The organism is Nocardioides hwasunensis (assembly GCF_014779665.1).
Classification (GTDB): domain Bacteria; phylum Actinomycetota; class Actinomycetes; order Propionibacteriales; family Nocardioidaceae; genus Nocardioides; species Nocardioides hwasunensis.
In genome coordinates this window covers 161,988-183,454 of sequence record NZ_JACXYY010000007.1, presented here as the reverse complement: position 1 = coordinate 183,454, position 21,467 = coordinate 161,988, and the positions used below count along the sequence as shown (strand labels likewise).

Genomic DNA, 21,467 nt, shown 5'->3' with positions numbered 1-21,467 from the left:
GGGCGATCCCACCGTCGGTCCCGAGCCGACGGGGCCCTGGTCCAGACCACGTGCTGCCACCCTCGGCAGTGGCCTCACGGAGGAGGAGTGTGTCGGGAGCAGACGTGCCTACCCGTGGGAGATGACCGATGACCGTACGCACCCGTGTGCTCGCCCTGCTCGCCGCGGGCGGGCTCGTCGCCGCCGCCCTCGCGCCCACCGCCGGGGCGAGCGCGGCCGGAGACGACCGACCCGCCCACGCCCCCGTCCAGGCCCGCGCCGGCGGGGGCTGGACGAAGGTCTCGACCGGCCCGGTCGACACGCTGTCCGAGATCACCCTCCAGCGAACCGCGGACGGCGTGCTGCACGCGGTCTACCAGCAGGACGTCGGCACCGACGCGGCCTACGAGCACAGCACCCTCGCGACCAGCGGCAAGGTCACCGGCCACAGCAACGTGCTCGGCACCTGGGGTGCACTGATCGACAACCCGGTGCTGATGACGACGGCCGCGGGCGGGCTGCGGCTCATGTTCAGCGGCCTGCAGGACACCAACACCGCCAACTTCTTCTCCCACGGCTACGCCTACGACACCGTCAGCGACGCCAGCGGCACGGCGTGGAGCCTCCAGCCGCACGCGCTGACCAAGTTCGGCGCGGCCTACTCCGGCTACGGCAACGGCGCGACCACGCTCGCCAACGGAACCCCGGTCACCGCGGGCACGCTCAACTCCGACATCGCCGTCCGCGTGGGGGCCATCGAGACCACCGACCAGGGCGTCGTCTCGGCGGCCGCGGACGACGCCGTCTACACCGCCAGCGGTTGCTGCCTCTACGACACCACGCTGGTCAACAGCGGTGACACGGTCTGGATGGCCTGGTACGCCAACGGCAGCACCGCCGACAACAACGGGATCTTCGTGCGGCAGGTCTACCCCACGGCCGGCCCGGTCCTCAAGGCGCCAGGCTCCAGCACCGGCACCGACTCGCTCGCCGCCGACCAGCGGGTCGCGATGGTGGCCCGTCCCCACGGCGGCGGCGTCGTGGTGGCCTACAAGACCGGCTACCCGACGACGAAGAGCATCGCCCTGTGGAGCGTCGGGGCCCCGAAGGCCTCCTCGGTCCCGGGCACGAAGAACGCCCGCCTCGTCTCCCTCTCGTCCGGTGCGACCGGCCGGCTGTGGCTGGCGTGGACGACCGACGCCGACCAGGCGTACGCCCTGCGCACCTCGCCGAGCGGGTTCGTGCCGGGCGCGGTCCAGGCGATCAAGGCACCGACCGGCTCCTCCGACCTCTGGAGCATCGCCGTCGACGCCTCGCTCGACCAGGGCACCGTGCTGGTCAACGACGTCTCGTCGCAGTCGGTCTTCTCCCGGATCGTGAACCCCGGCCTGACGCTGAAGGCGAAGGGCCGGGCCAAGGCCGGCAAGGCGTCGAAGGTGACGGTCACGGTGACCGACGCCGGCTCCGGGGTCGGCGGGGTGAAGGTCAAGGGCGGTGGCGACTCGTGCACCACCAAGGGATCGGGGAAGTGCACGCTGACCATCAAGGCCGGCAAGCCCGGCAAGGTGGCGCTGAAGGCGACGAAGAACGGCTACGGGTTCGCCCAGGAGACCGTGAAGGTCGTGAAGTAGCGGCTCAGCGGACCCGCACGACCGACTTGCCGAGGGTGCGGCGCTCGTCCATGTCGACGAGCGCGCGCCCGAAGTCGGCGAGGTCGTAGGTCGCCCCGACGGGCGGCTTGACCACACCCGCGGCGATCATCGGCGTCAGCCGGTGCCACTGCTGCTGCATGTAGCCGGGCCGCGCCATCGCGTACGCGCCCCAGCCGACGCCGCGGACGTCGGTGTTGCCGAGCAGCAGCCGGTTGACCTTGACCTGCGGGATGCCCTGACCGGCGGCGAAGCCGACGACCAGCACCCGCCCCTGCTCGGCCAGGCAGCGCAGCGAGTCGGTGAACGCCTCGCCACCCACCACGTCGAGGACGACGTCGACGCCCCTGCCTCCGGTGAGCTCTCGGACCGCGTCCTTGAAGTCCGGGCCGACGATCGTCTCGTCGGCCCCGGCCGCGCGGGCGAAGGCGGCCTTCTCCTCGGTGCTCACGACCGCGATCGTGCGGGCGCCGAGGCCCCGGGCGACCTGGAGCGTGGCGGTGCCGACGCCACCGGCCGCGCCGTGCACGAGGACCGTCTCGCCCTCGCGCAGGCCTCCGCGCTCCTCGAGCGCGAAGAGGGCGGTGAGGTAGTTCATCGGCAGCGCCGCGCCCTCGTCGTACGACATCTCGTCGGGGAGCGCGAAGGTGAAGATCGCGGGGTTGGCGACCTGCTCGGCCGCGCCGCCGTGGAGGTTGACGCCCGCGACCCGCTGGCCCGCGGTGAAGCCGCTCGACTCCGGGTGGCCGGGATCGAGGACGACGCCGGCGAAGTCGACCCCGAGCGTGAAGGGCGGATCGGGCTTGAACTGGTACTCCCCACGGCTCAGCAGCAGGTCGGGGAACGCGATGCCGACGCGGTGCACCTCGACCAGCACGTCGTGGGGACCGGGTGCCGGCGCGTCGACCTCGCGCACCTCGACGTCGGTGGGGCCGGTGAGGGTGACGACCTGGACTGCCTTCATTCGTCCGACCCTAGCCATCAGCCGACCTTCTTCACCTCGGCGAGCTCGAAGTGCATCGGGTCGGTGTAGCGCCAGTCGCCGCCCCAGGCGAAGCCCCAGCGCTTGAAGATGCCGACGATGGCGCGGTCCATCTCGCCGACCGTGCCGCGCTGGTTGCCCGGGACGTTGAGGTCGAGGGCGAGGCCGAAGGCGTGGTTGGAGAGCGAGGTCGTGTCGGCGATGAAGCGCGGGTAGTAGCAGCCGGCGTACTCGCTGGGGTGGACCTCCTTGGCCAGGCCCTGCTGCTGGACCTCGAGGAGCGCGGCCCGCAGCTGGGGGAAGAGGTCCTTGTGGCAGGTGACGCTGCCCAGGATCGGGACGGTCTCGGTGCGGATGTTGGCCGCGACCCACGCGGCGTCGGGCTCCACGCGGCCGTCGACGACGCGGTAGCGGTAGGTGCCGACCACGCTGCCGAGGGTGCTGTCGGTCGGGATCGCGGTGAGCCGCGCGTCGGGGTCCAGGCCCAGGCGGGAGGCGACGTCGAGCATCTGCACCGAGGCGCCCTTGCCGACCAGGCGCTGGAGCGGCTTGCGGATGGTCGCGGGCGTGACGCCGTCGGTGGAGATGAGCAGACCGTTGTCCTCCCCCATCCCGATGTCGTCGGCCCACGCGCGGTTGACCACCATGTCGATCGTCGGGATCTGCGGGGTGAGCGCCCCGACGTGCAGGGTGGGCGCGTCGTCGTCGCTGCCCAGGCGGACGAAGCCGTCGTCGTCGGAGAGCCGCTCGGACACCGCCTGCGTCGTCGACATCTCGCCGCCGGCCACGCGGTCCCAGCCCTCCTGGAAGTCGGCGACGTCGGCGCGGGTGAAGTGGCGGTAGGCACCCGGGTCGACCGCCGCGACGGTGAGCACGCGGTTCTCCAGGCTCACCTGGCCGAGGCCGATGCGCTCGGTGTGCGCGACGCCCTTGAGCCTGTCGATCTTCTCGACCAGCGCGTCGGCGAGCGGTTGGTCCCACTGCACGAGGATGTCTGCGCTCCACAGCCGGCCCTCGCGCGCGCCCGGCGGGTCGACGGCGTGGTCGGGGTCGGCGACCGGGGGGACCGGAGTGTCGCTGGTCGTCGCGCTGGGCTCGTCGGTGGGTACGTCGCCGGTGCGGGCGGAGGTCGGCGGCCCGTCCTCCGGAGCCTCCGAGCCGCTGCACGCGCCGAGCAGCAGCGAGAGGGCGACGGCCGTCGCCACCCACGCCCCCCGTCGTACGCGCACCCCTAGACGATAGGAGACCGCCGAAGCGCGGTCCGGACTACGTCGCAACGTCCGTCGCGTCGGGAGCCTCGACTCGGTGCGGGATCGTGATCCACGAGACCAGCCCGCCGAGCACGAGGAGGACGGCACAGACGACCATCGCCGTGCTGAAGGACGCGTCGAAGACGGCCGGGTCGCGGTAGTCGTCGCCGGAGAGCCCCACAGCCATGGGGAGCGCGGCGACCGCGAGCAGGGAGCCGGCGCGGGCGACGGCGTTGTTGATGCCGCTGGCGATGCCGGTCACCTCGTCGGGGGCGGCGGCCAGGACGGTCGCGGTGAGCGGGGCGACCATCAGCGCGAGCCCGAGGCCGAAGACGGTGAGACCCGGCGCGACGTCGCGCCAGTAGACGGCGCCGGGCCCGGCCCTGAGCAGGAGCAGCGTGCCGCCGGCCATGACCATCGGCCCGAAGGTCATCGGGATCCGCGGACCGATGCGCTCGCCGAGCGCGCCACCGCGGGCCGCGAGGAAGAGCATGCACACGGTCATGGGCAGCGTCGCGAGACCGGCCTCGAGGGCGTTGTAGCCGGCGACGGTCTGGAGCTGCAGGACGAGGAAGAACAGGATCGCGCCGAGGGCGGCGTAGACGATCAGGGTCATCATGTTCGCGGCGCTGAAGGTGCGGTCGGTGAACAGTCCGAGCGGCACCATCGGCCCGTGGGTCCGGCGCTCGACGACGACGAATCCGACCGCGGCGGCGACACCGAGGGCGCCCGCCCACCACGTCGCCGGTCCGCCCGCGTCGGTGAGTGCCCAGGTGATGCCGGCCAGCGACAGCGACGCGAGCGTCGCGCCCGGCACGTCGAACCGGTCGAGGGCACGCGTGTCCCGGGTCTCCGGCACCCATCGCAGCGCCAGCCAGATCGCCAGCGCGGCGATCGGGAGGTTGATCAGGAAGATCCAGCGCCACGACCCGTGGTCGATGAGCAGCCCGCCCACGAGCGGACCGATCGCGGCGGCGATGCCGCCGAGGCCCGACCAGGCGCCGATCGCGCGGCTGCGGTCCTCGGCGCGGAACGCGCCCTGGATCATCGCCAGGCTGCCGGGCGTGAGCAGCGCGCCACCGACGCCCTGGAGCACGCGCGCGGCGATGAGGATCTCGGCGTTCGGCGCGATGCCGCACAGCAGCGAGGCCAGGGCGAACCACACCGTGCCGATCACGAACACCCGCCGCCGGCCCAGCCGGTCGCCCAGCGAGCCGCCGAGCAGGATCAGGGAGGCGAGGGAGAGGAAGTAGCCGTTGGTGATCCACTGCAGCTGCACCAGCGAGGCGTCGAGGTCCTCGCCGACCGTGCGCAGCGCGACGTTGACGACCGTGCCGTCCAGCAGGGTCAGCCCCGACCCGAGGGTGGCGGCCGCCACGACCCCGCGCGCGGTCGGCGTACCCCAGGAAACTGCGCTCACTTGTAGAGCGTAGGGCTCAGCACGTCAGGATGCGCCCTGCGAACCGTGCGAGGTCGATGGCCGGACCAGCGACCAGGCGGTCAGGCGTTCTCCTTGCGGAACGTCGCGGTGCCCCACCACACGGCGGCGGAGAAGAGCGCGAGCGCCCAGGCGGTGCCCCAGAGCAGGCTGTTGCCCGCGAAGTCACCGGCGAAGGAGCCGCGCACGGCGTCGACGATCCATCGGAACGGCATGAAGTCGCTGATCCGCTGCAGCCAGCTCGGGCCGAGCGTCATCGGGAGCAGGATGCCGCTGAGCAGCAGCACCGGCATCATCACCATGTTGATCAACGGCGCCATCACGTCCTCGGACTTCGTGGTCAGCGCCACGGCGTTGGAGGCCGCCGCGCAGGCACCGCCGACGAGCAGGGTCAGCGCCACACCGAAGGTGATGCCGCCGACCGAGCCGCGCATGCCCATCACGAGGCCGAGCCCGATGAGGATCAGGGCCTGCACCAGCAGCTGGACCAGGTCGCGCATCAGGCGCCCGACGAGCAGCGCGGTGCGCGAGGCGGGGGTGACCCGCTCGGCCTCGACGACGCCCTCACGCCACTCGGCGATCAGACCGAAACCGGCGAAGAACGCCCCGAACATCCCCAGCTGCACGAGCAGACCGGGCACGAGGAAGGTGAACTCGTTGTCGGCCGCGCCGGGGAAGGAGGACACGATCGGCTTGAGCAGCGGCCCGAAGAGCAGCAGGTAGAGGACCGGCTGGAGGATCCCGATGAGCACCCACGCGGGGTTGCGCAGGTTCATCCGGATCTGGCGGCGGAAGACGATGAAGCAGTCGTGGAAGAAGCTGGACATCAGGCGGTCACTCCCTCGGAGGCAGCGGCGGTGGCGGCGGGGTCGGCGGCGTCGGGCTCCCCCGGCTTCTCGGACTCGGCGTCGCGCAGCGAGCGGCCGGTCAGGGTGAGGAACACGTCGTCCAGGGTCGGGCGGTGCACCTCGATGGACTCCAGCGTGACGCCGGCGTGCTCGATCTCGCGCAGCAGGCCGGGCACGACGCGTCCGGCGCGCGCGACGCGCCCCGAGACGTGGCTGCCGGAGGTCTCCACCGACTCCGCGACCGAGGCGAGCTTCTCCGCGGCCACCGCCACGTGGGCGGCACCCACCTCGAGCGTGACGAGGTCGCCGGAGACCTGGGCCTTGAGGTTGTCGCTGGTGTCGGAGGCGACGATGCGGCCCTGGTCGATGATGACGATCCGGTCGGAGAGGGCGTCGGCCTCGTCGAGGTAGTGGGTGGTGAGGAAGACCGTGGCCCCGCGCTCGGAGCGCAGCCGGGCGATGTGGTCCCACAGGTTGGCGCGCGCCTGCGGGTCGAGCCCCGTCGTGGGCTCGTCGAGGAAGACGAGCGTCGGGTCGTGGATCAGCCCCATCGCGATGTCGAGGCGGCGCTTCTGCCCGCCCGACATGTTCTTCGGCATCCGCTCCCACAGCCCGTCGAGCTGGAGCTGGTCGAAGAGCTCGTGACCCCGGGTCTCCACCTGTCGCTTCGACAGGCCGTAGAGCATCCCGTGGTCCATCACCTCCTCACCCGCGCGCGCCGAGGAGAAGACGCCGCCGGCCTGCGAGACGTAGCCGATCGAGCGGCGCACCTGCTCGGACTCCTTCACCACGTCGTAGCCGGCGACGGTCGCGGTGCCGGCATCGGGGCGCAGCAGCGTCGTCAGCATCCGCAGGGTCGTGGTCTTGCCGGCCCCGTTGGGACCGAGGAAGCCGACGACCTCGCCCTCCGCCACGTCGAGGTCGACACCGTCGACGGCGCGAACCTCCCTCTTCTCCCTGCCCACCTTGGTGTGGAAGGTCTGCACGAGTCCTCGCGCTGTGATCATGTGTCCTCACCCGTTCGTGTGTTCAAACTTGAACATGAGTGTCGTACGGCACCGGGCGACGCCGCAACCCCATTCTGCGACGGCCCACCGACATCGTCGCCGCGGCGGAGGACTCAGCTCGTCGCGCGGCCCAGCAGCGCCCGGTAGCGCTCCTGGTCCGCGGCCATCTCGCGTCCCGGGTCGCTCGCGAGCGGCACCCACGTCCACGGCTCGCCGTCGAGCTCGAAGTCGCCGGCGCGCAGGCGCGCGACGGTGTCCGCGAGCCAGGCCCGCTCCTCGCGCAGCTGCACCACCCACAGGCGGAGGCCGTGCACCGCGTGCGGCGGCGCTTCGTGGACGTGGTCGTCGGCGCGCCACGGCTCGAGCGCCCGGTCCACCTCGTGCAGGCGCACCTCGAGGTGGCGCAGGGCGACCTCACGCCGCAGGAGCGGGAGCATGCCGAAGGCGGCCTGGAAGCCCACCCCGCTGAAGAGCGTCACCGTCTCCAGGCCCTCGCCGATGAGTCGGGCGAGCTCGCCGCGACCGGCGTCGGTGATCTGGTAGACCGCGACGACGCGGCCGTCGTCGTCGAGGTCGTGGCGCACCACCTGGCCCAGCTTCTCCAGCGTCGTCAGCCCGCTGTAGATCGAGCCGGGGCCCAGGTTCGCCCACTCGTCGACGCGCCACGAGACCAGCTCGCGCCGGATCTGGTAGCCGTTGACCGGCTCGAACATCGACACCGCGCCCAGCAGCAGCATGCGGGTGGTGTGGACGGCCATGACCCGGATCGTAGGCGGTTCGCGGGGGCGCCGACCGGCCGTCGGCGTCTCAACCCTCGTGTTGCCCCCGTCACACCCTCGGCGCGCGGACGCTATGTTTTCCCGCATGGAGCACCCCTTCGGCATCGACTTCGGCGGCACCGGCATCAAGGGCGCGCCGGTCGACCTCAAGCACGGCGACTTCGCCCACGACCGGGTCCGCATCGACACCCCCAGGCCGGCCAACCCACAGGCGGTCGCCGAGGTGTTCGGCCAGATCGTCGACAGCTTCCCCTCCTCCAAGAGCCCGGTCGGCGTCACCGTCCCGGGCATCGTCCGGCACGGCGTGGTGCTGTCGGCGGCCAACATCGACAAGTCGTGGATCGGCGGGGACGCCGACGCGATCTTCACCGAGGCGCTCGGCCGCGAGGTCCACGTCGTCAACGACGCCGACGCCGCCGGGCTGGCCGAGGCGGAGTACGGCGCCGCGAAGGGCCACCAGGGACTGGTGCTGGTGATCACCCTCGGCACCGGGATCGGCTCGGCGATGATCTACGACGGCCAGCTCGTGCCCAACTCCGAGCTCGGCCACCTCGAGATCGACGGCGTCAACGCCGAGTCGCGGGCGGCCACCAGCGCGCGCGAGCGCGAGGGCCTGACCTGGGAGGCCTGGGGCGAGCGGCTGACGACGTACTTCCGCCACGTCGAGCGGCTCTTCACGCCCGACCTCTTCGTGATCGGCGGCGGCGTGAGCAAGTCGTGGGAGAAGTTCGGCCACCTCATCGAGGTCGAGACCGAGATCATCCCGGCCAAGCTCCAGAACCGCGCCGGCATCGTCGGCGCAGCCCTCGTCGCGCACCGCAAGGCCGGCCAGGACGACTGACCTGCGACTTTAGGACGACGATCCCCGGGGTTGGCCCGCCAGTGGCCAGCGCCGGTCCACCGGCCGTCCGCCACTGAGCCACCCCGCGGTCACCCTGCGTCGATTGCCTGTTCGGGTCCTACTGGATCGACCCGAACAGGAACCCTCTCGTGACACGCCACCGCTCCCTCGCGCGCCGGATGCTGGCAGCCACCAGCGCCGTCGCCGTCGCTGGCTCGCTCCTCGCCATCGTGCCGGCCGCTCTCGCTCCGGCCACTCTCGCTCCGGCCACCGCGGCCGCGCCCCTGCCGGTCGCCGACGTCCTCGACATCGACTTCGCCGACGGCACCGCGACCGACCGCGCCCGCGGCCTCGCGCCGACCCTGTTCGGCGACCCGGAGCTCGTGGCCGACGCGGCCCGCGCCCGGACGGCGTACGCCTTCGACGGCGACGACGCCGCGCTCTACCCGATGCAGGGGCAGTACGCCGCCCTGGCGTCGGGCTTCTCCGTCGAGTGCAGCTTCCGCTACGACGGCACCAACCTCGGTGGTGGCGAGCAGGACTTCTGCGGCGCCAAGGAGGCCGGCGGCTTCGCGACCTACGTCAACGGCGGCCGCGGCGGGTTCATGGCCCACATCGGCGGCGGCTACAAGAACGTGCGCTTCCCGATGGAGGCCGGCACCTGGTACCACACGCTGGTCGTCTGGGACGGCTCCGCGCTGGTGCTCTACGTCGACGGCCGGGAGGTCACCCGGACCGCAGCGACCGGCGCCTTCAAGGCGCCGTCGGCGGGCGCGCAGAGCTTCGTGCTCGGCGCCGACGCGCAGCCGAGCAACGGCGTCGGCTTCTTCGCCGCCTCCACCATCGACACCGCGCGGGTGTTCTCCTCGGCGCTGACCGCCGACGACGCCGCCGCCCTCGCCGCGGCCGCCGTCGCCGAGCCGGTGGCGCCCGACGCCGACGTGCTGGACGTCGACTTCGCCGACGGCACCGCGACCGACCGCGCGCAGGGCCTTCCGGTCACCGAGTGGAACGAGCCCGTCGTGCGCGCGGACGCGCCGCTCGGCCGCGACGTCGCCGCCTTCGACGGCACCTCCGCCCTGATCTACCCGCTCGTCGACCAGTACGACGCACTCGTCGACGGCTTCGCGGTCGAGTGCACCTTCACGTACGACGCCGACCTACCCGCGAGCGGGGAGGAGCGCGGCAACATCTGCGGCGCCAAGGAGGCCGGTGGCTTCTCGATCACGCTCTACGGCAGCAACCTGTCGTTCAACCCCTACATCGGCGGCAGCTACCGCAACCTCAACGTCCCGGTCGTGGCCGACCGGTGGTACCACGTGGTCGGCACCTGGGACGGCCAGGTGGCGAGCCTGTACGTCGACGGGGTGCTGGCCAAGCAGGCGCCGACGACCGGCGCGCTGACCCCGCCGCCCAACGTCACCGCCCGCAACCTGGTCATCGGCGGCGACGCGACGACCAACAACCGCGCGAACCTCCTCGCGCCCGCCACCGTCGCGAGCGCCCGGGTCTTCTCCGAGCCGGTGAGCCGCACCGACGTGCTCGCGCTGCGCCGCGACGTCCTCGCCGACGGCCTCGCGACCGCCCCGGTGACCATCACCTCGTCGACCCCGGCCGCCGGCAGCCGGATCACCACCCCGACGACCCTGGCCGTCGCGACCTCCATGCCCGAGGCCGTCGGCCGCACGGCCGAGCACCGGATCGACGGCGCGACCGTCCGGCCCGGCGACCAGGTCGGGGCCGGCATGCGGGCCGGCGAGCACACGCTCACCCTCCGCGGCAACGACGTGTTCGGGCGCCCGATCGAGGAGTCGGTGAGCTTCACCTCGGGCAACATCCCCGTCGGCGGGGGCATCGAGACCGGCCAGTCGGCCGGGTCGGTCACCCTCTCGTCGGTGGCCACCCACCCCAGCGGCGGCGACGTCGAGACGACCTTCGTCCGCGCCGAGGCCAAGGTCGCCGACAGCGGCTTCCAGGGCACGGTCGACCAGCTGCCGACGACGCGCGAGTTCGACCACGCCGACGCCGAGCCGCTCGCCGACCCGATGCGGCCCGGCGACGGCGTGCTGGTCACCAGCCCGTCGGCCACCGGCCTCTCCTTCCAGCGCCACGACGTGGCGGTGAGCGCGGCCGAGGCCCAGCGGATCAGCTGGACCGGCACGGTCGACCCGACCCGCAGCGTCACCCTGCGCGCCTGGAACGGCCAGGCGTGGGAGGCGCTCGCCACCGCCCGCGGCCTGGTCGAGGGCTCGGTCACCCTCACCGCCGACGTGCGCCCGCGCCACCGCCACGACGGCGTCGTACCGATCATGGTGACCGGCGAGGACCCGTTCGCCGACGACATCCCGAACCAGGTGAAGCCGTCCTTCGAGAACCCCGACGACTACGACTTCTCCCTCGCCCACCTCACCGACACGCAGTACCTCTCCGAGGGCGCCGACGAGCCGCCGACCCAGGCGGAGCGCGACGTGTGGCGCAAGACCTACACCGACATCACCGAGTGGATCGTCGCCAACACCGACCGGCGCAAGATCGCCTTCACCGCCCACACCGGCGACATCATGGAGAACTGGCACAACATCGGTGACGACCGCGCGAAGGCGATGCGGGAGTACGAGGTGGCCTCGGCCGCGCAGAAGATCATCGACGACGCCGGGCTGGTCAACACGGTGCTCCCGGGCAACCACGACAACCAGTACGGCCAGGACAACGGCCCGGACGCGCTCTACAACGACTACTTCGGTCCCGAGCGCTACGCCGCGCTCTCCCAGCACCCGCGGTGGGCCGCCTCGCAGGCGTCGTACCAGCCCTGGAAGCCGGGCGACAACGCCAACAACTACGTGCTCTTCAGCGCGGGCGGCCTCGACTTCGTCGTCGTCAGCCTCGGCTTCGGAGTGACGCCGGAGGAGGCCGCGTGGGCCGACCAGGTCCTCAAGCAGTACGCCGACCGCAACGCGATCGTGCTCACCCACGCCTACATCGCGCCGAGCACCAACCCGGACGGGCGCGGCGGCGGGATGTCGTACGACGGCATGAGCGTGCGCAACGCGGTCGTCAAGGAGAACCCCAACGTGTTCCTGGTGCTCTCCGGGCACGAGCACGGCGTCAACATCGAGGTCCGTAAGAACCTCGGCCGCCCGGGCAACCACGTCGTCGAGCTGCTCGCCGACTACCAGTTCTACAAGGTCCGCGCCGGCGAGGTCGGCCTCGGCGGCGTCGGAGCCAACCAGCCGGACACCCTGCTGCAGATGGGCTCGGCGTTCTTCCGGCTGCTGCAGTTCGACGTGGACCGCGCGGAGATGAGCGTCGACACCTACTCGCCGTTCCTCGACGACTTCGGGGCGACGGAGTACGACGACCGCAACCGCTACAACGGCACCGAGGACGACTTCAAGATGCCGATCCAGCTCCAGCACCGCGCGACCAGCTTCGCCACCGACGCGCTCGTGGTGCTCGACCCGACCGACGAGGTCATCGGCACCGACACCGCGCGCTCCGGCTGGCCCGCGACGGTGACCTGGGACGGTCTGACGATCGGTGAGACCTACGCCTGGCAGGCCGTCAGCCGCGACGCGACGAGCGGCGAGGAGCTGCCGGGCCAGGTGTCCCAGCTGGCGGTGTTCACCGCGACCGCGGACGGCGTGGCCGACCGCGAGGCGCCGGTGATCACGCTGAGTGGTGCGGACACCGTCGCCCACGGTGCCGCGTTCGACCCGCTCGCCGGCGTCACGGCGACCGACATTCGCGACGGCGACCTCACCGCGGGCCTCTCGGTCCTGGGCCAGGTCGACACCACCACCGCCGGGCGCTACCAGCTCGTCTACCTGGTGACCGACGAGGCCGGCAACCAGTCGGCCGCGACCCGCACGGTGACGGTGGAGCGGGCGCCCGCGCCGGTGAACACCGCACGGCCGGCCGTCAACGGCACCCTCGCCGTCGGCCAGCTCGTCACCGCCGACCAGGGTCGGTGGAACAACGCCGACCGGGCGACGTTCGAGCTCCAGTGGCTCCGCAACGGCGCGCCGATCCAGGGCGCGACGTCGGGTGAGTACGTCGTCACCGCGGCGGACGCCGGAGCCCGGATCTCGGTCCGGGTCGCGGCCCGCACCGAGGATCGCGAGCCGGTGGCCGTCACCTCCGCCGAGGCCGTCGTGGGCAAGGTCAAGCCCTCGGCTCGCATGAAGCTGAAGAAGAAGGTCAAGGCGTCGAGGCGCGCCACCGCGACCCTCTCCTTCGCCGCGCCCGGCGCGGTGCCGACCGGCACGGTGGTCGTCAAGGTCGGGCGCCGCGCGATCGACGCGGTCCAGCTCCGCGCCGACGGCACCGTGAAGGTGAGGCTGCCGAAGCTCCGCGTCGGCAAGCACCGCGTCAAGGCCGTGCTGCTCGCCAGCGACGGCTTCGCTCGCACGAAGGTCACCCGCACGATCCGCGTGCGTCGCTGACCTGGACCTGAGGGATCGGGCGGCCCCGGGCTCCGGCCCGGGGTCGCCCGATCCGCGTCAGGGGTGCAGCCGGGTCCCCCTACCCACACGTGTCCGCGATGTCGCCCTCGAAACGTGCCCGCAAGGGCGATTCCTCGGACACGTGTGGCTGCCCGGGCTGCACCCGCGTCAGTCGCCGTCGGTCTCCAGCACCTGCTCGAAGGCCTCGGCGGCGCCGCGGAGGTAGCGCTCGACGACCGCGCGCTCCTCGTCGGTGAACCCGCGGTCGAGCCGGTCGAGGCCGATGAACATCGGCATCAGGTGCGAGACGACCTCGCGCCGGCCGGAGTCGGTCAGCACCAGCTGCGTACGCCGTCGGTCGGCCGCGTGCGGCTGCCGCTCGACGTGGCCGCGCGAGACGAGCCGGTCGACGATGCCGGTCGCGGCGGCCGTCGAGACCTCGAGCCGACGGGCGACCTCGGCCGGGCCGATCTGCTCGCGGCTGAGGTGCTCGAGGGTGACCAGCTCGGTGTCGCTGAGGCCTGCGCGCCGGGCGACGACGTGGTTGACGCGCGCGCCCGTCGTGACCAGCTCGCGCAGGGCGGTCAGGGTCGCGGACTCGTCCCAGCCCTGCGCCGGCTGCTGGTCGGTCATCGTCTCCTCCTCGCTCTGTCGGTCGGCCACGTGTCGGGGGAATCCTCGGGTTGTCCGCCGGCTTGCGGTCGCCCGGCGGAGTCGCTAACTTAATTAGCAATCTACCTGCTGAACGACTGATCCTAAGGAACTCCCGTGCCCGGTCACCAGTCCCCCGCTCCCGCGCGCTTCGTCACCGGACGTCGCACGGCGTGGTTGGTGGCGATCGTCCCCCTGCTGCTGGCCGTGCTGGCGATCGGCTTCCTGCCCGAGGGCGAGCACGACGCGAAGGCGACCGACACGCTGCCGAAGGGCGCGGACAGCACGCTGGCCGTCCAGCTCGCCGAGCAGCTGCCCGACGACGACGCCCAGGTCGCGCTGGTGCTGTGGACCGCCGACGGCAAGCTGTCGCAGTCCGACGTCGAGGCGGTGACCAAGCAGACGACCGCGCTCCTCGAGCAGGCCGGCGAGCAGTCCGGGACGCAGGGGGGCGACCAGCAGGGTGGGCCGCCGCTGATGGTCTCCGACGACGGGACCGCGGCGCTCGCCGTCGTACCGGTCGTCGCGTCGTCCAACACCGACAACATCGACAAGATCGAGGACCTGCGCGACCAGCTGCGCGCGGACGCACCCGACGGGGTCGAGGTGCAGGTCACCGGCCCGGCGGCGATCCAGGCCGACATCGGCCAGGTCTTCGACGGCGCCGACCTCCGGTTGCTGCTGTCGACGGCCGCGATCGTGGCGATCCTGCTGATCATCACCTACCGCAGCCCGGTGCTGTGGCTCGTGCCGCTGACCGTGGTGGGCATCGCCGACCGGTTCGCCGCGATCATCGCCACCAACGTCCTCGAGCTCACCGGCCTCGCGTGGGACGAGTCCACGGTGGGGATCCTCAGCGTGCTCGTCTTCGGTGCCGGCACCGACTACGCCCTGCTGCTGATCTCGCGCTACCGCGACGAGCTGCGCACCACCGAGTCGCGCCACGTCGCGATGGCCCACGCGCTGTCGCGCACCTTCGAGGCGGTGCTCGCCAGCTCGACCACCGTCGTGCTCGGCCTGCTCACCCTCCTGCTGTCCGCCATCCCGACCACCCGCGGCCTCGGCGTCGCGTGCGCGGTCGGCGTGCTGATCGCGGCGACCTTCGCGCTCGTCGTGCTGCCCGCCGCGCTGGTGCTCTTCGGCCGCTGGGTCTTCTGGCCGCGCGTGCCCCGCGTCGGCGACACCGTGCTCGTCGACTCGAACTCGATCTGGCACCGCGTCGGCAACGCCGTCGCGCGTCGCCCGCGCACCTTCGTCGTCGCCACGATCGCGGGCCTCGCGGTGCTGGCGAGCGGCACCTTCTCGATCAGCACCGGCCTCGACCCGGCCGACCAGTTCCTCCAGGAGCCGGAGGCGATCACCGCGGCCCAGCGGCTCGCCGAGTCGTTCCCGGCGGGCACCACCGACCCGGTCCAGGTCATCACCCGCGCCGACCCCGAGAAGGTGCTCGCCGCCGTCGAGAAGGTCGACGACACCACGTCTGCCCGGATCACCGCGAGCGGCGACGGCGTGGCGCGCATCGACGTCGTGCCCGACGCCGCTCCCGGCAGCGACGCGGCGGCCGCGGTCGTCACCGACGTCCGCTCCGCGGTGACCGACTTCGACGACACCCACGTCGGGGGCGGTGACGCCGAGGCGATCGACGAGGGGGACTACGCCGCCAGCGACCGGCTGATGATCCTGCCGCTCATCCTGCTGCTGGTGCTCGGCGCGCTGCTCCTGCTGCTGCGCTCGATCGTCGCGCCGCTGCTGCTCGTGGCCACGGTCGTGGCGACGTACGCCGCCGCGATGGGCGCGTCGTGGTGGCTCTTCCAGTCGGTCTTCGGCTTCGAGGCGATGGACTCCGGCGTGCCGCTCCTGGCGTTCTTGTTCCTCGTCGCGCTCGGCGTCGACTACAACATCTTCCTCTGCACCAGAGCCCGCGAGGAGGCTGCCGAGCACGGCACCCGCGCCGGCATGCTGCGCGCGCTGACCGCCACCGGCGGCGTGATCACCAGCGCGGGCGTGCTGCTCGCCGCGGTCTTCGCGGTGCTCGGCGTGCTGCCCCTGGTGGTGCTGGCGCAGCTCGGCGCGATCATCTTCGTCGGCGTGCTGCTCGACACCCTCGTCGTACGCACCGTGCTGGTCCCGGCGCTCGCGCTCACCCTCGGCGAGACGTTCTGGTGGCCGCGGAAGGTGCGGGCGACCCCGGAGCACCGGGCCTGAGGCTCGGGTGCCCCTGCTGCCCCTCGATCCCCCGCCTCTGCGGGGGAACCCGAACTACCGGGGGCGTGCACGGCACCAGATGTTCGCGAAACCCTCGTGAGGTCGCCGCGCCGCCAACGAGGCCGTACGCCGACCCGGCGGGCGGCGAGCGCGGTCAGGCCTCGCGGCCGCTGATCGCGGAGGCGACGCGCTTGGTCACGTCGGGGTGGAAGACGCTCGGGATGATGAACGCCGGGTGCAGCTCCTCGGGCTTGACCGTGTCGGCGATGGCCTGCGCTGCGCGCAGCAGCATGTCGACGGTGACCTCGGAGGCGCCGGCGTCGAGGAGACCGCGGAAGACGCCGGGGAAGGCCAGCACGTTGTTGATCTGGTTGGGGTAGTCGGAGCGACCCGACGCCACCACGGCGGCGTGCTTGTCGGCCTCGGCGGGGTCGATCTCCGGGTCGGGGTTCGCGAGCGCGAAGACGACCGGCTTCTCGGCCATCGTCGGCAGCCAGTCGGCCTTGAGGATGCCGGGGGCGGAGACGCCGATGAAGACGTCGGCACCGGCGAGCACGTCCTGCAGCGAGCCGGCGGCGCGGCGCGGGTTGGTGGCGGCGGCGAGGTCGCGGTGGGCGGGCGAGAGCGACTCGTCGTCGGCCGAGAGCGCGCCGAAGCGGTCGACCACGACGACGTCCTTCGCGCCGGCGGCCAGCAGGAGGGTGACGATCGCGGTGCCGGCGGCCCCCGCTCCGGAGACGACGATGCGCACCTCGGCGAGCTGCTTCTCGACGCAGCGCAGGGCGTTGGTCAGCGCGGCGAGCACCACGATCGCGGTGCCGTGCTGGTCGTCGTGGAAGACGGGGATGTCGAGCGACTCGCGCAGCCGGGCCTCGATCTCGAAGCACCGCGGGGCGGCGATGTCCTCGAGGTTGATGCCGCCGAAGCCCGGGGCGATCATCTCGACGGCCTTGACGATCTCGTCGGTGTCCTGGCTGGCCAGGCAGATCGGCCAGGCGTCGATGTCGGCGAACCGCTTGAACAGCGCGGCCTTGCCCTCCATCACCGGCATCGCGGCGCCGGGCCCGATGTTGCCGAGGCCGAGCACGGCCGAGCCGTCGGTGACCACGGCGACCGAGTTGCCCTTGATCGTGAGCTTGCGGACGTCCTCGGGGTTGTCGTGGATCGCCATCGAGACGCGACCCACGCCCGGGGTGTAGGCCATCGACAGGTCGTCGCGGGTGCGCAGCGGCACCTTCGACTCGACGGAGATCTTGCCGCCGAGGTGGAGCAGGAAGGTCCGGTCGCTGACCTTGTGGACCGTCACGCCCTCGACCTCGTCGACGGCGGCCACCAGCTCCTGGGAGTGCGCGGCGTCGGCGGCCGAGCAGGTCACGTCGACGACGAGCCGGTCGTGGCGCGACTCGGTGACGTCGATCGCGGTCACGACACCGCCGTTCGTCGCGATGGTGGTCGCGACGGCGCCGACGACGCTGTGGTCGGGAGCGGTGTACAACCGCATGGTGATCGAGTACGACGATGCGGTTGCTGCCATGCCCCGAACCTTCTCGCCCCGGTGGGGTTACGGGCAAGTACGCTCGGGGTTGTGGCCACAGAGTTCGCGGACGCACCCGACCGGCAGCGCTACGAGCTGCGCTCGGACGGCGAGCTCGTCGGCCTCATTGACTACCGGCTCCGCGACGGCGTGATCACCCTGGTGCACACCGAGGTGCTGCCGGCGTTCAGCGGTCAGGGCCACGCCTCGACGCTGGCTCGCGGTGCTCTCGACGACGCCCGCGCCCGCGGGCTGGCCGTGGTGCCGTCGTGCCCCTACGTCGCGGCGTACATCACCAAGCACCCGGAGTACGCCGACCTGGTCCGGGCCGGCTAGCGCACCACGCTGTCGCTGATCGACCGGCTGGCGCCCAGGAAGAAGATCCCCGGGATCGTCTCGAAGCCGGCGCTCGGGTTGCCGATCAGCCGTGACCCGTCGATGGTCAGCGTGCCGGTGCGGTCGTTGGACACGAAGAAGATCGCGCCGCCGCCCTCGCGGGCCCGGTTGCCGGTGAGCTCGGAGCCGGTGACGGTGAGGTGGATGTCGTTGCCGTCCAGGTAGATCGCGCCGCCCGAGCCGCCACCGGGCGTGCCGGGCCGCGACGGGTTGGCGCCGCGTCCGAGCGCGCGGTTGTCGGTGAAGGTCGAGTCGGAGATCCTCCACGAGACGCCGATGCTGCTGAGCGCGGAGCCGTTGCTGCACCGGCCGCCGGTGAAGGTCGAGCGCTTGACGACCACGGGCTTGTCGCGGTGCTGGTCGAAGACCCGCACGGCGCCGCCACCGACGTCGGCACCGGTGCGGACGCAGCGGTTGTCGACGAAGCTCGAGTCGAGGATCCGCAGCCGGCCACCGCGCACGAAGATCGCGCCGCCCCCGTCCTCCTCCCGGCTCGCGTTGCCGTCGGCGAAGCGCATCCGCTTGACCACCAGCCTCGGCTCGGGCTGGTCGTCGCAGTGGGACGTCGTCCAGACCTGGGCCTTGTCGCAGGTGTTCAGGTAGAGGATCCGGCGCTGGCCCTGGCCGCTCAGCGTCACCTTGCCGCCCCCGTCGAGGACGACCCGGGCAGACGTGTTGACCACCTTGGCGGTCTTCTCCATCGCGATCACGACGGGGTCGGGACCGCAGCTGAAGGTGATCGTGCCGCCCTTCGCGACGGCCCGGACGACCTGAGCGGACGTGCACGAACCGGGCGTGCCGGTGCCGATCACGGTTCCGGCCGCGCGCGGGGCCGACTCCGCCGGGGGCGAGGAGGACGCCGGTGCCACCGACGCCGCCAGCGCGGCGAGGACCGCCACGGTGACGACGCCGGCACGCATCAGAGCGCCTTCTCGATGTCCTTCGACAGCTTGGCCGGCTCGGTCGTCGGGGCGTAGCGGTCGATGACCTGTCCGTCGCGGCCGACGAGGAACTTGGTGAAGTTCCACTTGATCTTGCTGCCGAGCATCCCGCCCTTGGAGTCCTTCAGCCAGGCGAAGAGCGGGTGCGCACCGTCGCCGTTGACCTCGACCTTGGAGAACAGCGGGAAGGTCACGCCGAAGTTCTTCTCGCAGAAGTCCGAGATCTCCTCCTCGGAGCCGGGCTCCTGCCCGCCGAACTGGTCGCACGGGAAGCCGAGCACCACCAGGCCCTGGTCGGCGTAGGAGTCCTGGAGCTCCTGGAGCCCCTTGTACTGCCCGGTGAAGCCGCACTGGGAGGCGGTGTTGACGACGAGCACGACCTTGCCGTCGTACTGCGAGAGGTCGGTGTCGGTGCCGTCGATCGAGGCCGCCGAGAAGTCGGAGAGAGAGGTCATGGCTGCGAGTCTGCCACTCCCCCGGCCGCGCCACCGGCGATCCAGGCGTCCCCGAAGCGGCCGGCGAAGGCCCACTCGGCCAACGGCCTGCGCACGCGGTCGCGGTCGTCGCGTGCCGCGGTGCGCTCGTCGACGTCCTCGGGGTCGCCCAGCACCCCGACCGCGATGCCGGCGAGCAGGTCGTGGGTGGCCGGCACGCCGAGCGCCTCGGCGAGTGCGTCGTGGTCGAAGCCGGCGAACTGGTGGGCGTGCAGCCCCATCGCCCGCGCCTGGAGGGTGACGTGCGCGGCGGCCTGTCCGACGTCGTGGAGCGCGAAGGGGCTGGCCTGCTCGGACTCCGGCTCCTCGGCGGTGCGCACGTGCGCGGCGGAGACGAGGACGAGCGAGGCCCGCGGGACCCAGCCGGCGTTGCCGCGGGTGAGGGTCGCGACGAGCGCGTCGTGCTGCGGGGTGCCGGGCTCGCAGACGAAGAAGGTCCACGGCTGGCTGTTGCCCCGGCTCGGCGCCCACTGGGCGGCGCGCAGGAGGGTCTCGACCTCCTCGGAGGTGAGCCGGTGGGAGTCGTCGTACACGCTCGGGCTCCAGCGCGAGCGCAGCGGCTCGGCCAGACCCTCCGCACCGGGCTGGGGGGCGTGCTGATCCATGGCGGCGAGTATGCCCACACGCAGACGCGCGGACATCGGTGGTCCCCCTCCACGCGAGCCGAGCGTGGCGCCCGCGGCGGGGAAAGACCAAGGTCCGCGCGTCTACGGAAGTGCCTCAGCCGGTGGTCAGCGAGAGACCGTAGGCGTCGAGGATCTCGTTGACCGGCTGGAACCAGGTCTGCGGGTTCGACGAGCCGCACCCGCCGGCGATGCCGGAGGTGACGCCCTGGGCCTGGTTGCCCGAGATGACCGAGCCGCCGGAGTCACCGGGGTTCGCGCACGCGCTCATCCGCGACAGGCCGTAGACGGTGTCGCCGCCGTAGTTGACCGTCTCGTTGCGGCCCTGGAGCGTGCCGCAGGTCCACTGCGAGGTCCGGCCCGAGCGGCAGACCGAGCTGCCGACGGCCGCGTCCTGCGAGCCGAAGACGAGCACGGCGGCACCGTCGTAGTTGTAGACCCACGGCTGGGAGACCCAGTTGCCGTTCGTCCGCACGAACGCGTAGTCGTTGTCCGGGAACGACGAGCCCTCGAAGACGCCCTGGGCCTGTCCGAAGCCGCTGGTCTGCGCTCCGACGCCACCGCAGTGGCCGGCGGTGACGAAGCCGCCCGCGACCGCGAAGCCGACCGAGCAGAGCGTGCCGCCGTTGATGACGTACTCGTCGCCACCGCGGATGTCGGCGACCGTGCGGGGCGCCTCGGTCGAGGTCTCGACACGCACGCTGCCGGCACCGCTGCGCTCGGCGAAGGCCCGCGCCTGCTGCTGCGCGCCCGGCGCGGCGGTCACCACGACGGAGTTGGTCGCGACGTCGACGTACCACGAATGGATCGCCTCGGACGCCTTGCCGGCGCGGGAGTCCAGCGCCTCGCGGTCGGCGGTGAGGTCGGCCTCGCTGTGGCGTACGACGACGGCGCGGGCGCCGCCCTTGCGGATCGCGGCCGCCTCGCGCCGGTCGGTGGTCGCCACCGTGAGCTTCGTGGCACCGTCGGCGATCCACGAGCCGGCGTAGGACGAGCCGAGCTTCTTCTGCAGCCTCTTGGCGGTGGCGGGCGCCTTCGCCTCCGTCCTCAGCCGGGCGCGGACCTGGCCGGCGTCGAGGCCGAGGTCGCGCTTCATCGCGGCGACGAGGCCGGGAGAGACGGCCGAGCGGTCGATCCTCGGCGCCGGGTCGTCCGGAGCCGCGGTCGCGGTCGGCGCCGTGAGTGCGCCGAGCCCGAGAGCGGCGGCGGCGAGGGTGGCGACCCCGAGGGACGCGCGCGTGAGTCGTGACGTGGACATGGATCTGGACATGATGGGACCTCCTGCAGAGCCCGAGAGAGAGGTTGTCGTGTCAGCCTCGTGCGAGGCCACCTCCAACCTAGGAAGACCCGTTCGCGCAGGTCAACGAGGCAAATCGCCGGAGTCCGGAGGATCCCTGCGGCGCGTCGG

Annotated in this window: 17 protein-coding genes; 5 read left to right on the top strand and 12 right to left on the bottom strand. The window is 72.2% G+C overall.

Annotated elements, in window-relative coordinates; translation table 11 throughout:
* The first annotated feature begins 128 nt into the window (after positions 1-128).
* A complete protein-coding gene (locus IEZ25_RS17245; protein ID WP_191200685.1) occupies positions 129-1,610 on the top strand; it encodes a hypothetical protein in 1,482 nt (493 codons plus the stop codon).
* Between the two features lie 4 nt (positions 1,611-1,614).
* On the opposite strand, the gene IEZ25_RS17240 is transcribed toward IEZ25_RS17245, so the two are convergent.
* The 6 genes from IEZ25_RS17240 to IEZ25_RS17215 all read right to left on the bottom strand — a co-directional run bounded on the left by IEZ25_RS17240 (position 1,615) and on the right by IEZ25_RS17215 (position 7,911).
* Positions 1,615-2,592, bottom strand: coding sequence for an NADPH:quinone oxidoreductase family protein (locus IEZ25_RS17240; protein ID WP_191200684.1), 978 nt, complete (start codon positions 2,590-2,592; stop codon positions 1,615-1,617).
* 17 nt (positions 2,593-2,609) lie between these two features.
* Positions 2,610-3,839: a M15 family metallopeptidase gene (locus IEZ25_RS22335; protein ID WP_191200683.1), complete on the bottom strand. Its 1,230-nt coding sequence runs from the start codon at positions 3,837-3,839 to the stop codon at positions 2,610-2,612.
* Positions 3,840-3,876: 37 nt separating this feature from the next.
* Positions 3,877-5,280, bottom strand: coding sequence for an MFS transporter (locus IEZ25_RS17230; RefSeq protein ID WP_191200682.1), 1,404 nt, complete (start codon positions 5,278-5,280; stop codon positions 3,877-3,879).
* 80 nt (positions 5,281-5,360) lie between these two features.
* Complete coding sequence (locus IEZ25_RS17225; protein WP_191200681.1) at positions 5,361-6,125, bottom strand: ABC transporter permease; 765 nt, start codon at positions 6,123-6,125, stop codon at positions 5,361-5,363.
* A complete protein-coding gene (locus IEZ25_RS17220; RefSeq protein ID WP_191200680.1) occupies positions 6,125-7,153 on the bottom strand; it encodes an ATP-binding cassette domain-containing protein in 1,029 nt (342 codons plus the stop codon). Before IEZ25_RS17220 ends, IEZ25_RS17225 begins: the two co-directional genes overlap by 1 nt.
* A 113-nt stretch (positions 7,154-7,266) precedes the next feature.
* Complete coding sequence (locus tag IEZ25_RS17215) at positions 7,267-7,911, bottom strand: PadR family transcriptional regulator (protein WP_224749186.1); 645 nt, start codon at positions 7,909-7,911, stop codon at positions 7,267-7,269.
* Positions 7,912-8,017: 106 nt separating this feature from the next.
* Between IEZ25_RS17215 and ppgK the strand changes: the two genes are divergently transcribed.
* Positions 8,018-8,773, top strand: a complete 756-nt coding sequence (gene ppgK, locus IEZ25_RS17210) for a polyphosphate--glucose phosphotransferase (protein ID WP_224749185.1) — start codon at positions 8,018-8,020, stop codon at positions 8,771-8,773.
* A 149-nt stretch (positions 8,774-8,922) separates the two neighbouring features.
* Positions 8,923-13,215: a LamG-like jellyroll fold domain-containing protein gene (locus IEZ25_RS17205; RefSeq protein ID WP_191200678.1), complete on the top strand. Its 4,293-nt coding sequence runs from the start codon at positions 8,923-8,925 to the stop codon at positions 13,213-13,215.
* Between the two features lie 168 nt (positions 13,216-13,383).
* On the opposite strand, the gene IEZ25_RS17200 is transcribed toward IEZ25_RS17205, so the two are convergent.
* The gene (locus IEZ25_RS17200) at positions 13,384-13,878 is read right to left on the bottom strand and encodes a MarR family winged helix-turn-helix transcriptional regulator (RefSeq protein ID WP_318152294.1); all 495 of its coding nucleotides are present in this window, start codon (positions 13,876-13,878) and stop codon (positions 13,384-13,386) included.
* A gap of 105 nt (positions 13,879-13,983) precedes the next feature.
* On the opposite strand from IEZ25_RS17200, the gene IEZ25_RS17195 reads away from it, so the two are divergent.
* Positions 13,984-16,071 carry an MMPL family transporter gene (locus tag IEZ25_RS17195; RefSeq protein WP_191200677.1) on the top strand — a complete coding sequence of 696 codons (2,088 nt, stop codon included), beginning with the start codon at positions 13,984-13,986 and terminating at the stop codon, positions 16,069-16,071.
* Positions 16,072-16,225: 154 nt separating this feature from the next.
* On the opposite strand, the gene IEZ25_RS17190 is transcribed toward IEZ25_RS17195, so the two are convergent.
* On the bottom strand, positions 16,226-17,605 hold the full coding sequence (locus IEZ25_RS17190) for an NAD-dependent malic enzyme (RefSeq protein WP_191200676.1): 1,380 nt from the start codon (positions 17,603-17,605) through the stop codon (positions 16,226-16,228).
* Between the two features lie 51 nt (positions 17,606-17,656).
* Between IEZ25_RS17190 and IEZ25_RS17185 the strand changes: the two genes are divergently transcribed.
* Entirely contained in the window at positions 17,657-17,941 is a 285-nt protein-coding gene (locus IEZ25_RS17185; protein ID WP_191200675.1) for a GNAT family N-acetyltransferase, read from the top strand.
* On the opposite strand, the gene IEZ25_RS17180 is transcribed toward IEZ25_RS17185, so the two are convergent.
* The 4 genes from IEZ25_RS17180 to IEZ25_RS17165 all read right to left on the bottom strand — a co-directional run bounded on the left by IEZ25_RS17180 (position 17,938) and on the right by IEZ25_RS17165 (position 21,317).
* Entirely contained in the window at positions 17,938-18,921 is a 984-nt protein-coding gene (locus IEZ25_RS17180) for a hypothetical protein (RefSeq protein ID WP_191200674.1), read from the bottom strand. The two genes, IEZ25_RS17185 and IEZ25_RS17180, sit on opposite strands and share 4 nt — an antisense overlap.
* Complete coding sequence (locus IEZ25_RS17175; protein WP_191200673.1) at positions 18,921-19,397, bottom strand: glutathione peroxidase; 477 nt, start codon at positions 19,395-19,397, stop codon at positions 18,921-18,923. Before IEZ25_RS17175 ends, IEZ25_RS17180 begins: the two co-directional genes overlap by 1 nt.
* Positions 19,394-20,041 carry a nitroreductase family protein gene (locus IEZ25_RS17170; protein ID WP_191200672.1) on the bottom strand — a complete coding sequence of 216 codons (648 nt, stop codon included), beginning with the start codon at positions 20,039-20,041 and terminating at the stop codon, positions 19,394-19,396. The genes IEZ25_RS17175 and IEZ25_RS17170 overlap by 4 nt, the downstream gene beginning before the upstream one ends.
* A 115-nt stretch (positions 20,042-20,156) precedes the next feature.
* Positions 20,157-21,317 (bottom strand): S1 family peptidase, encoded by a 1,161-nt coding sequence (locus IEZ25_RS17165; RefSeq protein ID WP_191200671.1) that lies wholly within the window; start codon positions 21,315-21,317, stop codon positions 20,157-20,159.
* Positions 21,318-21,467: the final 150 nt, after the last annotated feature.